The organism is Actinoallomurus sp. NPDC052308, from assembly GCF_040679195.1.
Lineage (GTDB): Bacteria > Actinomycetota > Actinomycetes > Streptosporangiales > Streptosporangiaceae > Actinoallomurus > Actinoallomurus liliacearum.
Map to the genome: position 1 here is coordinate 39,508 of NZ_JBFAUM010000002.1, position 13,335 is coordinate 52,842.

At 70.7% G+C, this 13,335-nt stretch carries 13 protein-coding genes; 4 read left to right on the plus strand and 9 right to left on the minus strand.

Annotation, left to right across the window (positions count from 1 at the left end; translation table 11 throughout):
- From AB0L00_RS06140 to AB0L00_RS06150, 3 genes are all read right to left on the minus strand, one after another.
- Nucleotides 1-990 carry a LacI family DNA-binding transcriptional regulator gene (locus AB0L00_RS06140; RefSeq protein WP_364429128.1) on the minus strand — a complete coding sequence of 330 codons (990 nt, stop codon included), beginning with the start codon at nucleotides 988-990 and terminating at the stop codon, nucleotides 1-3.
- A 131-nt stretch (nucleotides 991-1,121) separates the two neighbouring features.
- Nucleotides 1,122-1,712 (minus strand): hypothetical protein, encoded by a 591-nt coding sequence (locus AB0L00_RS06145; RefSeq protein ID WP_364429130.1) that lies wholly within the window; start codon nucleotides 1,710-1,712, stop codon nucleotides 1,122-1,124.
- A complete protein-coding gene (locus AB0L00_RS06150; RefSeq protein WP_364429132.1) occupies nucleotides 1,709-2,347 on the minus strand; it encodes a M48 family metallopeptidase in 639 nt (212 codons plus the stop codon). Before AB0L00_RS06150 ends, AB0L00_RS06145 begins: the two co-directional genes overlap by 4 nt.
- 384 nt (nucleotides 2,348-2,731) lie before the next feature.
- On the opposite strand from AB0L00_RS06150, the gene AB0L00_RS06155 reads away from it, so the two are divergent.
- Nucleotides 2,732-4,123 (plus strand): AarF/ABC1/UbiB kinase family protein, encoded by a 1,392-nt coding sequence (locus AB0L00_RS06155; protein WP_364429134.1) that lies wholly within the window; start codon nucleotides 2,732-2,734, stop codon nucleotides 4,121-4,123.
- Between the two features lie 332 nt (nucleotides 4,124-4,455).
- Here the strand turns inward: AB0L00_RS06155 and AB0L00_RS06160 are convergent, their stop codons facing one another.
- The 5 genes from AB0L00_RS06160 to AB0L00_RS06180 form a co-directional block, all read right to left on the minus strand.
- Nucleotides 4,456-4,665 carry a hypothetical protein gene (locus AB0L00_RS06160; RefSeq protein WP_345353944.1) on the minus strand — a complete coding sequence of 70 codons (210 nt, stop codon included), beginning with the start codon at nucleotides 4,663-4,665 and terminating at the stop codon, nucleotides 4,456-4,458.
- Nucleotides 4,662-4,934, minus strand: a complete 273-nt coding sequence (locus AB0L00_RS06165) for a WhiB family transcriptional regulator (protein ID WP_345353945.1) — start codon at nucleotides 4,932-4,934, stop codon at nucleotides 4,662-4,664. The genes AB0L00_RS06160 and AB0L00_RS06165 overlap by 4 nt, the downstream gene beginning before the upstream one ends.
- A 516-nt stretch (nucleotides 4,935-5,450) precedes the next feature.
- Nucleotides 5,451-6,245 (minus strand): TrmH family RNA methyltransferase, encoded by a 795-nt coding sequence (locus AB0L00_RS06170; RefSeq protein WP_364429136.1) that lies wholly within the window; start codon nucleotides 6,243-6,245, stop codon nucleotides 5,451-5,453.
- Between the two features lie 77 nt (nucleotides 6,246-6,322).
- The gene (locus AB0L00_RS06175; protein ID WP_364429138.1) at nucleotides 6,323-7,411 is read right to left on the minus strand and encodes a cobalamin-dependent protein; all 1,089 of its coding nucleotides are present in this window, start codon (nucleotides 7,409-7,411) and stop codon (nucleotides 6,323-6,325) included.
- A gap of 31 nt (nucleotides 7,412-7,442) precedes the next feature.
- Complete coding sequence (locus AB0L00_RS06180) at nucleotides 7,443-9,032, minus strand: PP2C family protein-serine/threonine phosphatase (protein WP_364429140.1); 1,590 nt, start codon at nucleotides 9,030-9,032, stop codon at nucleotides 7,443-7,445.
- A gap of 447 nt (nucleotides 9,033-9,479) precedes the next feature.
- Here AB0L00_RS06180 and AB0L00_RS06185 point away from each other — a divergent pair, with 447 nt between their 5' ends.
- The 3 genes from AB0L00_RS06185 (at nucleotide 9,480) to AB0L00_RS06195 (ending at nucleotide 12,351) form a co-directional block, all read left to right on the plus strand.
- A complete protein-coding gene (locus tag AB0L00_RS06185) occupies nucleotides 9,480-10,202 on the plus strand; it encodes an arabinan endo-1,5-alpha-L-arabinosidase (RefSeq protein WP_364429142.1) in 723 nt (240 codons plus the stop codon).
- 34 nt (nucleotides 10,203-10,236) lie between these two features.
- Nucleotides 10,237-10,743 (plus strand): GNAT family N-acetyltransferase, encoded by a 507-nt coding sequence (locus AB0L00_RS06190; protein ID WP_364429144.1) that lies wholly within the window; start codon nucleotides 10,237-10,239, stop codon nucleotides 10,741-10,743.
- 306 nt (nucleotides 10,744-11,049) lie between these two features.
- On the plus strand, nucleotides 11,050-12,351 hold the full coding sequence (locus AB0L00_RS06195; protein WP_364429147.1) for a hypothetical protein: 1,302 nt from the start codon (nucleotides 11,050-11,052) through the stop codon (nucleotides 12,349-12,351).
- Between the two features lie 116 nt (nucleotides 12,352-12,467).
- Here AB0L00_RS06195 and tesB read toward each other — a convergent pair whose 3' ends face one another.
- Complete coding sequence (gene tesB / locus AB0L00_RS06200) at nucleotides 12,468-13,328, minus strand: acyl-CoA thioesterase II (RefSeq protein ID WP_345353950.1); 861 nt, start codon at nucleotides 13,326-13,328, stop codon at nucleotides 12,468-12,470.
- Nucleotides 13,329-13,335: the final 7 nt, after the last annotated feature.

The following is a 13,335-nucleotide window of genomic DNA, read 5'->3' on the forward strand; positions in this document are numbered from 1 at the left end:
TCACGACCGGGCGGGAACCGTGGTCGAGGCCCGCACGATCAACTGGCAATCGAGTTCCCGGCGGAGATCCCCCGCGTCGGCGCCGGAGACGGTCAGGAGGTTCACGAGCAGGTCGACGGCCGCGCGGCCGGCCCGCTCGTTCTGCATGGCGACGGTGGTCAGCGGCGGGGTGGCCATGCCCGCCATCGGGATGTCGTCGAAGCCGACGACGCTCATCTCCTCGGGTACCGCGACGCCCCGATCGGCCAGCCGGGACATCACCCCCAGCGCCAGCAGGTCGTTGAAGGCGATGATCGCGGTGACGCCCTCGGCGATCACCAGGTCGGCCGCGTGCGGCCCGGCCTCGAAGCGCGGGGCGAACGGCCCCAGCTCCACGATCTCCATGTCGTGCCGGGCGGCCTGGCGCAGGCCGCGCCGTCGCTCCCGGTTGGACCAGGACGCCTTCGGGCCGTTCAGGAAAGCGACCCGGCGGTGTCCGAGCGCGGCGAGGTGGTCGATGGCCTGGCGCATGCCGCCCGCCGCCCCCATCAGCACCGCCGGGTTGTCGCGCACCTGGCGGTTGATGAAGACCAGCGAGGTCGTCCCGACCACGCGGTCGAGCTGGTCCTGGGTCATCCGCGACGAGCAGAGGATGACGCCGTCGACCTGCTTGGCCATGGCCTGGACGAGGGCCATCTCCTCGGTGGCGTTCTCATCGCAGTCGGCGAGGAAGACGGCGTAATCCGCCTCGCGGGCCCTGGCCTGCACGCCCTTCAGCACGGTGGGGAAGAACGGGTTGGACAGGTCGGGGACGATCACGCCGAAATTCCCGGTCTTTCCGGTGATCAGTCCACGGGCGGCGCGGTTCGGGCGGTAACCGAGCCGTTCCGCCGTCTGCAGCACGTGCTGCCGGGTCTCCTCCTTGACCAGGTCCGGAACGGTGAACGCCCGGGACACGGTCGACACCGAGACTCCCGCCTCGCGGGCTACGTCCTGGATGGTCACCGGCACCGCGGCTCCTCAAGGGTCGGCCTGGATGCATGAAACTATGCAAACGTTTGCAGAGCCGGTCAATGTAACGTGCCGGACATAAGGGTGTAACCCGCGCCGTGACCTGCCCGGTAACCCGCTCGGTGACCCGCTCAGTGACCCGCGAGCAGGGCCCGGGTGTTGTCCCAGCCCTCCAGGCCGGGGTCGAGGAGCGAGACGTCGGCGGGCGCGCGCAGCCGATGCCAGCCCGGCGCGGAGCGTACGGCGCCGGGGGTGCCGGCGGCCTTGCGCAGCCGGGCGGGGGCGTCCGGGGTGTCCAGGTCGATCCCGGACAGCCAGGCGGGCGCGGGGAGCCGGGCCGCGAGCGCGACCAGCCCGCCGCCGGCCGCCGGGCAGACGGCGACCTGCCCGCTGCCGAGGGCGCGGAAGAGCTTGCCGAGGAGCAGGGCCGGCAGATCCGGCGCGTCGGGCGCGACGACGGCGGCGTGCTCGGCGCCCAGCTCGTGCAGGGCGTGCAGCAACGCGTCGAGCCCGGTCACCCGTAGTACGGGCGTGCCCGGCCAGGTGATGGCCTCGGCGTCGGGGTCGGGGGCGGGCAGCGCGAGCACCGGCGTGACGAACTCCAGCCCGGCCACCACCTCGTAGGTGTCCTCGAGCAGGGCGAGCCGGTACTCGTCGGGATCGGTACCGGGCGGTGCCGCCCTGTCCGTCCCGGCCAGGACGGCGGCGTACCGGCGCGTCACCGCGCGCAGTCCCCGTCCAGCAGCGGCGCTCCATCCAGCAGCGGCGCTCCGTCCAGCAGCGGGTCGCCGTCCCGGCCCGGCACGTCGTCGGTGCCGAGAGGCCGTTCGCGCGGCTGATCGCCGTCCGTCAGCGGAAGCCCGGCGGTCGCGGCCACACCCTCGAGATAACCGCGGGCCCGCTCCGTCCGGGGATAGCGGTTGACCAGCTCCCAGAACGGCGGCCCGTGCCCGGGAACGAGCAGATGGGCGAGCTCGTGCAGGAGAACGTAGTCGACGACCCAGCCGGGCATCCCGCGCAACTGCGTGGACAGCCGGATCGTGCCGTCGTCGGGAGTGCACGAGCCCCAGCGGCTGCGCTGGTTGGTCACCCAGCGGACACTGGCCGGCGCGGCCCGGCCGTCGAGGTAGCGTCGCGACAGCTCCCGCGCCCGGTCGTGCAGCGCGTCGTCGCTCGGGCGCCTGCGCTGCTCGCGAGCGGCCAGCCGCTTGAGGACGGTGTCGATCCACTCGCGCTCTTCGGCGGCGCTCAGCCCGGCGGGGACCATCACCACTGTCTTGTCGCCGTCTCGGCGGGCGGTGACCGTCCGCCGACGCCGGGCGCTGCGACGCACCTCTATCTCGCCTGTGGGGGGCACGGTAAGCACCGTATCGAAAACTTTGATTTCTCCACAGGGGGTGAGTCGCGTTTTCGCTGGTAGAGACGGCGCAATTTCGAACATCCCCAGGGCTGTCCACACGCTTTGCGCAGGTTTTCCACAGGCTCGGCGTGCCCTGTGGGCCTACGGTGGACGAACGGCGGTCGGGCTCGCCCGGCGACCCCGGCCACCGGGCGAGACGTGAGATAGCACACACCGGCCCGTTTGCGCTGGTCGTCCGGCTAACGCACGATGGAGGGAGCGGGCGGCCCCAGATGCTCCCCCGGCCGGATGTGGAACCAACGGCGCGCCTCGCCGAGAATGAGGTGACGTGCGGAACCGGCAGGCACGCCGCCTCGCGGATGCGCTGAGAGCAGGTACTCAATGAGCGATCTCCCCCGCCGCGCTGTGACGCGGACCGCCAAGCTGGCCTCCCTCCCCATCGGCTTCGCCGGGCGCACCGCCCTCGGTGTCGGCAAGCGCACCTTCGGCAGGCCCGCCGAGCTCGTCGCGACCGAGATCCAGCAGCGCACCGCCGAGCAGCTCTTCAAGGTGCTCGGCGAGCTCAAGGGCGGTGCGATGAAGGTCGGCCAAATGCTGTCGATCTTCGAGGCGGCGCTGCCGCCCGAGATCGCCGGCCCGTACCGCGCCACGCTCACCCGCCTCCAGGAGGCCGCCCCGCCGCTGCCCGCGGCGACGGTGCACAAGGTGCTGGCCGAGGCACTCGGCCCGGACTGGCGCGACGACTTCGCCGAGTTCGACGACCGGCCGGCCGCGGCGGCCTCGATCGGCCAGGTGCACAAGGCCGTCTGGCACGACGGCCGCACCGTGGCCGTCAAGGTGCAGTACCCCGGGGCGGGCAAGGCGCTGCTGAGCGACTTCAACCAGCTGGCCCGGCTGAGCAAGCTGTTCGCGGTGCTCACGCCGGGCCTGGACGTCAAGACGATGCTGGCCGAGCTGAGGCGCCGGGTCGCCGAGGAGCTCGACTACACGATCGAGGCGGAGTCGCAGGCGGCCTTCGCCGAGGCGTACGCCGACGACCCCGACTTCGTCATCCCCGACGTCGTCGCCCAGTCCGGGCACGTGCTCGTCACCGAATGGATCGACGGCACCCCGCTGTCGGCCATCATCAGCGACGGCACCCAGGAGGAGCGCGACCACGCGGGCCTGCTCTACTGCCGGTTCCTGTTCTCCGGGCCGGCGCGCTGCGGGCTGCTGCACGCCGATCCGCACCCCGGCAACTTCCGGCTGCTCGACGACGGGCGGCTCGGCGTCATCGACTTCGGCGCCGTCGACCGGCTGCCCGGCGGCTTCCACCGGCGCATCGGCATCCTCATGCGGATCGGGACGATGGGCGACATCGACCAGATCATGAAGGCGCTGCGCGAGGAGGACTTCATCCGCGAGGGCGTCGAGGTCGACCCGGACTCGCTGCACGCCTTCATCGGCCCGATCGCCGAACCGCTCGTCGAGGAGACGTTCAAGTTCAGCCGGGAGTGGCTGCGCCAGGAGGCCGCGCGGGTCACCGACCTGCGCCCCACGAACGTCGTCCGGCAGCTCAACCTGCCGCCGTCGTACGTGCTGATCCACCGCGTGGTGGCGGCCGGCACCGGCGTGCTGTGCCAGCTCGAGGCAGAGGGCCGCTTCCGCGACGAGGCGCTGACGTGGGTGCCCGGGTTCGCCGAGGACGACGACCCGGACTTCACCGACGACCTTCCCGACGATCTCGCCGACGATCTCGCAGACGATGAGAACGACGACGAGATCGCGAGCTGACGGCGCCGCCTACCAGTAGACGGGATCCAGCCGGCCCTCGATGGACCGGATGTTCTCCCGGCTGCAGCGGTCGCACAGGTAGACCGGGCCCCGCTCGGTGATCTCGGTCATCCAGCCCAGCGGTGCCTCAGCGGTGGCTCCACACGACGAACAGCTGACCATCCCCGCGCCCCCTCCATCCGGCTCCCTCACAGCATCCCCGATCGTCGACACGCGCGGAAGCCGAACGCGCCGTCCGAGAGCCACGCCACATCGTCCCCGCGCAGGCGACGGGCCCCCGGCCGTGTGGTGCCGGGGGCCCGTTTCCTTCGGGAGGCGCGTCGGCGGTCGCGTCAGCGCGTGGTCAGCAGGCGCCGGAGGCGGACCGCGGTCACCTCGGCGTCGCGCCGGGCCCGCCGCATGGCGCGGACCTGGGCGGCGTCGCGGCGGCTCGCGGCCACCCGCTCGGCGTCCCGTATTCGTTCCTGGGACAGTTCAATGCTGAGCAAGCTCATCTTCTGCTCGTTCTCCATGTCGATGGGAAGTTCCGGTCGGTGGGTCATGCCGCCACCACGTCGGCGTTCTTGCGCGGGCGACCCCGCGGCCGCTTCCGGGGGACGACGACGCCCCGTACGAACAGCTCTCCGCCCCAGACACCCCAGGGCTCCCGGCGCTCCTTGGCCCCGGCGAGGCAGGTGCGCCGGATCGGGCACTCGGCGCACAGCGCCTTGGCCAGCTCGACGTCCTGCGGTGACTCGGCGAAGAACAGCTCAGGCTCTGTCCGGCAGGGAAGATCCAGGTTCTCGCTGATCGCGGTCAGCGCGAGTTCCACGGTCTTTACCCCTCTCTTGATGTGGTCTCGTTGGCTCGGACGGTCTCTGGCCAAACAAAAAGGCCGCGGTTCCCGGTTCGGGATCCGCGGCCTGGAGGCCTGCTCGGAGCTAGTGCTCCGGTGGTCTCCAGGGGTACGGACCCACTCCGGCGCGCTTGTTAGCAGCGCCCTTGACCTGGGCATTCGTCTGGGTAGCCGGGAACATCCCAAGGACATGCCACGCCTGCAGGTCGATACCGCCGGGTCGCACACGTCCGCCTTCGACGGACGCATACCGGGACTCGAGGCTCGACAGCGACGCGGGGACAACGGTGGAGCCGCTCAGGGACACCATCGCCGGACGCGCGCAGGCGGCGGCCCAGGTCGTGAGAATCAGCGTTTTCCTCACCGGACTGCCACCTCCACTCATCCGTTCGAGGCTCCGCGGAGCGGAGCCGTTCAAGTGCTCGCGAGAAGCGTACGATCGCTCGCAGGATCGGGGCAACGTATTTTCTACCTGCGACTTCTTATTTTTTCTCACACCGTCTTCGCGGCCACGCCGCGTTGCCGGGCGGCCTCGTAGAGGAAGACCGTCGCCGCGGACGCGGCGTTGAGCGAACTCGCCGCCCCCACGATCGGGATCCGGACGATCGCGTCACACGCCGCGTTCCAAGCACCGCTCATCCCACGGGTCTCGTTGCCGATGACGAGCAGCACCGGACCCCGCAGGTCATGGTCGCCGACGTCCACGGTGCCGGACTCGTCCGTCCCCACGATGGCCAGCCCGTTCTCCCGCGCCCAGTCGACCACCTGGCGGGGGGCCGCCGCCCGTACGACCGGCAGGGCGAACAACGACCCGGTGCTGGCGCGCACGGACTTGGGGTCGTACGGGTCCGCGGCGTGGCCGGTCACGATGACCCCGGAGGCCCCGAAGGCGTCGGCCGAGCGGACGACGGTGCCGATGTTGCCCGGCTCGGCGGCCCGGTCGAAGACGATCACGGGCCCGTCGGGGGTGATCCGACCCAGGTCGTCCGGTGGCAGCGCCGCGACGGCCACCAGCTCGGCGCCCTCCTTGTCGGCCAGCTCGTCGAGGAGCTCCGGTGCCATGGCGACGCGCTCGGCCGTCGTCTCGTCCAGCACGCCCTGCGCCCAGGACGACAGCCGCCGCCCGTGCGCGTACAGCAGGATACGAATCGGCCGCCCGTGCTCGACGGCGAGCGTGATCGGCCGCACGCCCTGTACCAGGAACTCCCCTGAGCGCTGGCGCTTCGTCCGGTTGGTGAGCAGCGCCGTCCACTGCTGGAAGCGCGCGTTCCGCGTAGTGATCCGCATCAGTCCGCAACCGTACGCCACACCGGCACCGAACCGGCCCCCCACCTGCGCTCCTGGGAGACGGCTTCCGTGGCCGGTCACGTCGAGGTTTCCGGTAGGTCGGAGGTGATCTCGCGCAGGGCCGCCTGGCCCTCGCGGAGCAGGGCGACGGCGCGGGGCAGGTCCTTCAACCGTTCGGCCAGCAGATCCAGGGCCAGGATCACCGAGCACGCGGGGACGCCGCGCGCGGTGAGGATGTCGCCGACCCAGGCGATGAAACGAGTGAACAGCTCGGGATCGTCCAGATAGAGGGCGGCGCTCAGGAAGTCCACGATGTGGGCGAGGTTCTCGGCGGTGCGCTCCCGCTGCTGCTCGTCGTACTCGGCCATCGCCGGGAACCGTTGCCTCAGCGCACCGAGGACCGCTGCGACGTGCCGGTGGGCGTCGTGGGTGACGAGTGTGTACTCCCGGTCGGCCAGATGCGGCAGGTCGTTCACCGACCGCCGGGAATCCTGTAGGGCGAACCGGCGAGCGACGACCTCGGCGAGGAGGTCGGCAGCGGCACGCGCGTCGGGGGCCCAGCCGTCGGCGCCGAGCCGGTCGGCGTAGCAGCCGCCGGGACCGAAGGCCGCGCCGCCGACGATGACGGGGAAGCCCGCGGCCCGGCACGCGGCGATCGTGGCGTGCGCGGTGGGCAGGCGCGTGGGGATGGAAGAGGACAGGGCCAGCGCGTCGGGTCCCGAACGGTGCAGATGATCGACCAGGTGCGGGACGGGTATCTGGCAGCCGAGGAAGTCGACCTGCCAGCCGCGCAACCGGAGGGTCTCCGCCAGCAGGCGGGCGGGCAGGGCGTGCCACTCCCCGTCGACGCAGGTCACCGTGATCCGGCCCGGAGACGGCCGGGGGGACGGCGCCGACGCGTGATGGGCCACCGCGGTCACGACGTGGTCGTCGATGGCCGTCGCGGCGTGCTCCTGGGCGACGCTCAGCCGGTTCGCGGCCCATTCGGCGCCGACCCTGGCCTGTACCGGCGCGACCACGTCCAGCAGCGCCGACTCGGCGTCCAGGCCGGCGTCCAGTGCCGACAGTACGGTCTGGACGGCGGCGCCCTCGTCGCCTTTCCGCACGGCGTCCCACAGCCGGGCGGAGACGGTCCTGGTGTCCAGATGGTTCGAAGCGGTCGTCATCGGTCTCCTCGCCTCGTGAGTGTCGTTCCGGTCACGGGCTCCGGGGGTACGGCGCGCTGATCGCCACGATGGCCATGTCGTCGTGGTCGCGGTTCCCGGCCCACTGCGTCGCGAGCATCTGCACGTGCTCGACGATGGCCGCCGCGGGCATCCCCTCGCATTCGGACAGCGTGTCCATCAGCCGCCGCTCACCGAACATGGCGTCGCCGAGTGGACCACCGCGGGCCTCGGTGATGCCGTCGGTGTACAGCACGCAGGTCTCGCCCGGCGCGAGTTCGGCCTGGACGGTGGTCGCCTCGATCTCGGGGAAGGCGCCGATCAGAAGGCCCTGGGTGGCGGCCTCCTCAACGACGCCGCCGGAGCGCACGATCAGCGGCGGCGGATGCCCCGCGCTGGTCAGCCTCAGCCGTACGCGATCATCGACCCGCAACGCGGACGCCAGCACCACGGTGGCGAACCGGCTCGATTCCGCTTCCAGCAGCGCCCCGTTGAGCAGGGACAGCATCCGCAGGTGATCTCCGGCCATGGGCAGCAGCGCACGCAGCGTGGTCCGGATCTTTCCGGTGGTGACCGCCGCCTCCAGCCCCTTGCCGCACACGTCGCCGAGGGCGACGAGGGACTCGGCCGTCTCATCCGCGCCGGGATGAACCTCGTAGAAGTCACCGCCCACGAGCTCACTGCGTACCGACGCTCGGTACCGTCCGGCGAAGTCCACGCCGTGGACGCGGTGCAGCCGGGGCGGCAGCAGGTCGCGCATGAGGATCGTGGAGATCCCGGTCTGCTCGGCGTACATACGGGCCGCCGACAGCGCCGCGCCGGCCCGCACCGCGAACGACCGGGCGAACCTCTCCTCGTTCTCGCCGAACACCTGCCCGTCACCGCGGCACAGCAGAATGAGCGCCCCGGCCGGAGCGCACACGCCGGGCAGTGGTGTCACGACCGCCACGCCGACCGGCCCGGGGAAACCCTCGGGAACGACCCACGGCGGCAGCTCGCCCGGATCGATCCATCGTGAGGGGACCGGCGGGAAGTGCCGCAGCGCCTCGCTCAGCCCGGGCACCTCGGCGAGGGCGACCGGCGCCGCGAGCCGGGACACCTCGCCCCCGTGGGCCGCCAGGACCACCGGCGGCCGGCGCCCCTCGGCGTGCGCGACGAGTACCGCGGCGTCGGCCAGATGCTCGGCCGCCAGCCGTACCGTGGCCTCCGTGCACCGGTCGACGTTCAGCGTCGTCAGCAGGGCGTTGGCCGCCTCCGCCAGGAGCGCCATCCGCTCCCGTTCCGCCGCCAGCTCGGCCTCGGCCCGCCGCCGCGCAGCCTCGGCCCGCCGCCGATCGGTCTCGTCGACCAGCCACCACATCACGTACCCGTCCGGGGAGGGGGCCGGGTACGCCGCGAAGCTACGTTGACCCGCCTCGCCCCGTACGGGTCCGGTATCGGCACCGGGTGCGCATGCGTCGCGATGGGCTTCCGCGAGCCATCCGGGCATCGTCGCCGCGAGGCTCGTCCCCGGCTCCGCGCGTGGGAACAGCCGGGCGGCGGCCTGGTTCAGCTCCACCACCCGGCCGGCGGCGTCGGCCAGCACGACCGGGTACGGAGCCGCGCCCCACGGGGCCTCCGTCACCCGCCCGTGGCCCCGCCGTCTCGCAGAGGTAGCGCCAGGAACGTCCACGCCGTCGGACCCGCGAGTCCCGCGAGCCCCACCACCTTCCGATCTAGGACGTTGTCAGGTGACACCGCCCATGCATGAGGTATGACCGACAACCGCCGGTTCACCCCTTTTGCCACGCTAGCCGCTCGCTCGGGATGCCCGGTTCGTAGCGCCTTGGGCGTTCCCGAGCCGACGCCTGCGGGGCCGATGAAAGGCCGTGAAACGGGCGTTGACGGTGTCCCACCGAAGACTTAGCTTCCCCGGTTACCGGATGCCGAACGTAGCTCGGTATATCGAACAGCTCGCCGCTAGAGGAGATCAGCGGACGGACCGGACCGACCCCGCCCGCGACGACCGGAAGGGAGCCATCCGCATGTTCCCGCGGAAGCGAGGTGGAGCGGCCACGCCGGTCCACCGCCGATGGATGGGTGCGCTGATCACGGCTGCCCTGACGACCGTGTGCCTCGGCGCGCCGGGCCGCCCCGCTGCCGCCGCGACCTACCCGAATCCCGGAAACGTCACCGGCGACATCGGGGTACACGATCCGTCCATGATCAAGCGGCCGAACGGCGGCTACCTCGTGGCCTACACCGGCGACGACATCGGGCTCAAGTACTCCCCGGACCGCACGGCCTTCCACAACACCGGCGTGGCCTTCCCCGGCGGCGCCCCCTGGACCTACGGCTACACCAGGCGTTCGGCTCCTTCTGGTCGGGCATCAAGCTCATCGCGATCAACCCGTCCACCGGGCTGCGCGCCGACAACTCCATCGTCTCCATCGCCGGACGCGGCGGCGGCCCGATCGAGGCTCCGTTCATCTTCCGCCACGGCGCCTATTACTACCTGTACGTGTCATTCGACTACTGCTGCCGCGGGGCGTCCAGCAACTACCGGATCATGGTGGGGCGCTCCACCAGTGTCACCGGCCCGTACTACGACCGTAACGGCGTCGCGATGACCTCCGGCGGCGGCACGGAACTCCTCGCGAGTCACGGGAGCATCCATGGCCCCGGCGGCGAAGGCGTCTTCACCGACACCGACCACGACATCCTCGACTACCACTACTACGCCGACGACGGCACTCCCCAACTGGGAATCAACTGGCTGGGCTACGACTCCGCGGGCTGGCCCTACGTCTTCTGATGCTTCGAGGCGGCTTTGCTTCGATCATGGATCCATGAGGACCCTGGAGACACCGCGGCTGGTCCTGCGGCCGCTGACGGCCGACGATTTCGACGAGTACGCGGCGATGCTCGCCGATCCCGAGGTAGGGCGTCACCTGTTCGCCGAGGGAGGCATGTCCCGCGAGGACTCGTGGCGGAGCCTGGCGCTGTTCCTCGGACATCAGCAGATCCGAGGCTATTCCAATTTCGCCGTGACCGAGCGGGACACCGGACGTTTCGTCGGCCGGGTCGGGCCGTGGCGGCCGCTGGGGTGGCCGGGCCTGGAGGTCGGGTGGTGTCTGGTCCGGCGCTACTGGGGCAAGGGATATGCCACGGAGGCCGCCCGCGCCGCGGTGCGGTACTGCTTCGACGATCTACAGGCCACCGAGGTCATGTCGCTGATCCGGGTGGGGAACACGCGGTCGGTGCGCGTCGCCGAACGGATCGGCCATGAGTACCGACGGGACACCGATCTGCGTGGTGTCCGCTGCCACGTCTACAGCCAGTTCCGCCATACGTGATCGATCGCCGGCGGCGCCCGTACGAAAGTCTCGGCCAACGACCGGAGACCTGTCCCGACAGCCCGGCTCCGCACCCTTTCGCAGGCGCGGGGCTCGGTGTTCACCGAGCTTTTCGCCGCCCCTCGAAGCTCACAGCGCGCCATGACGGCCAAAACGCGCACCCTCTGATCCTGCCCTCATTCGGGGCAAAATTCTCGGAAAGCATCTCGGGTCTCGTCCGACTCGTCCTACTAAAGAGTAGTCAGCACTGCTAACGTTCCCCCGATCGGCCAGAGGAATGGCCGCAACCCTCCCGGGAGAACCTCGATGGTGAAGTACCGGTTTGCCGTCCCATTGCTGCCTACGGCTGCCGCTGTGGTCATCGCAACGACGATTCCCGCGAACGCGGACACCGTCGTCGGCCGTCCGACCATCTCGGGTACGAATTGGCCCGCCGACTACCAAGGCATTGTCCCAGGGCCCTTCAACACCTCGACGCCCATTGGCCTGACGCTCTCTCCAGGCGCAGGAGCGACGCCGGCCGAATATCGCTACCAACTCAACGAGCAGGCGCCTCTCACCGTGCGTGCGGCGTCCGGGACCGCGCAGATCTCGATCACGCCGACCGGACGGGTCGGGACACTGAAGGTCACCGCCATGGCGGCCGACGGCAGCGAGAGCGCCACGGTCTCGGAGCAGTTCTTCGCCGAGAGCGTCCCGCCGGCTGCGGACCAGGACATCAACGGCGACAGCGTGCCCGACCTGGTCACGGTCGGCGGCACTCCCGGCCTGGCGTCCGGGCTGTGGCTCGCCCCTGGCGCGAAGAACGGCAAGCACGGCAAGGTCCGTACGCCCGCCTCCGACATCGGTGCCCTGGGTGCCGGGTTCGGCTCCAGTCAGGACCCGGCCGACTTCGACGGCGGACAGGTCGTCGTGGGTAATTACTTCGTTGACGGCTTCCAGGACTTCCTTGTGTACTTCCCCTCCGGCTCCCGTTCCGGCGTGGCGGCGTTGCTGGGTGGGAGCGGCGACGGCACCGTGGTGAGACCGTATTCAGGCAATCAGGTGAACCTCTATCTGGCCGACTACAACGGCGACAACCCGATTCAGTTCGCCAACGCCTACGACTCCTCACACGTGGCCGGATCCGGGGATGACCTCATCGCGATATCCGGCGACCCGAACAACGGCTACTACCTCAACTACTACGCCAACCGGTCGTTCGGTGGCACGTTGGATGCGGCTCCCCAGTTCTTCATTCACACGAACACGCCGGACGGCACCCCCGACTGGCAGAACTGGAAGATGACCACCACCCGGTCGGCGTCGGGCACGGCGATGTACCTCTGGAAACCCACCACGGGCGACCTCTACCTGTGGGAAGGGGTCGGTGTTCACGACAACGGCGACTCCACCGGGACCATCGACTACACCCAGTACAAGATCGCCGAGGGCTGGAACACCGGCGCGACGCTCAACACCTTCCAAGCGGCCGTCTTCGCCGGCAGCGACACACCTGGTCTGTGGACCGTCACGCCCGAAGGCGTCGCCACCGCCTACACGGTCACGAACCTGTCGGCCACCGGCATGGCCGAGATCGACGCGGGAGAAGCTCAGCCGCTGTCGTGAGGTGCCACAGGACGGGGCCGGAGAGAACAGCGGAAAAGACCGCGTCCGCCCCGGCTCCGCACCCTTTCGCAGGCGCGGGCGCGGCGTTCACCGAGCCTTTCGCCGCCCCTCGAAGCTCAGGAGTCGGTGACGCGGATGAGGCCTTCCTGGACGACCGAGACGACGAGTTCGCCGGACCGGGTGAAGACCTGGCCGCGGGCCAGGCCGCGGGCGCCGGAGGCGTTCGGGGTGTCCTGGGCGTACAGCAGCCACTCGTCGGCGCGGAACGGGCGGTGGAACCACATCGCGTGGTCGAGGCTGGCGCCCATCGTCCGGCGGTCGCCCCAGGCGAGGCCGTGGTTGAGCAGGACGGTGTCCAGCAGGGTCATGTCCGAGGCGTACGTCATCAGGCAGACGTGCAGCAGCGGGTCGGCGGGCAGTTCGCCGGCCACCCGCAGCCAGACCAGCGACTCCGGGCCGACCAGCTCGGGGTCGCGGGCGGCCTCCCAGGTCAGCGGGGTGACGTGCCGCAGGTCGATCGGCCGGTTGCGCATGAACTCGTTGTCCAGCTTGCCGAACAGCCGCTCCATCCGCTCCTGGAACGTCGGCAGCTCCTCCGGGCCCGGCACCTCGGGCATCGGCGCCTGGTGCGACGGGCCGTCCTCGGCGATCTGGAACGACGCCGAGAGGGTGAAGATGACCTTGCCGTGCTGGATGGCGGAGACGCGGCGGGTGGTGAACGACCTGCCGTCGCGGACCCGGTCGACGGTGTAGACGAGCGGCACGCTCGGGTCGCCGGGCCGGATGAAGTACGCGTGCAGCGAGTGCACCCCGCGGTCCTCGGGAACGGTACGACCGGCGGCGACCAGCGCCTGGCCGGCGACCTGGCCGCCGAACACCCGCTGCTGGCGCTCCTCCGGGCTGCGCCCGCGGAAGATGTCGGCCTCGATCTGCTCCAGGTCGAGCAGGTCGAGCAGCTCCTTCAGCGCGGCGTTCATCGCTTCC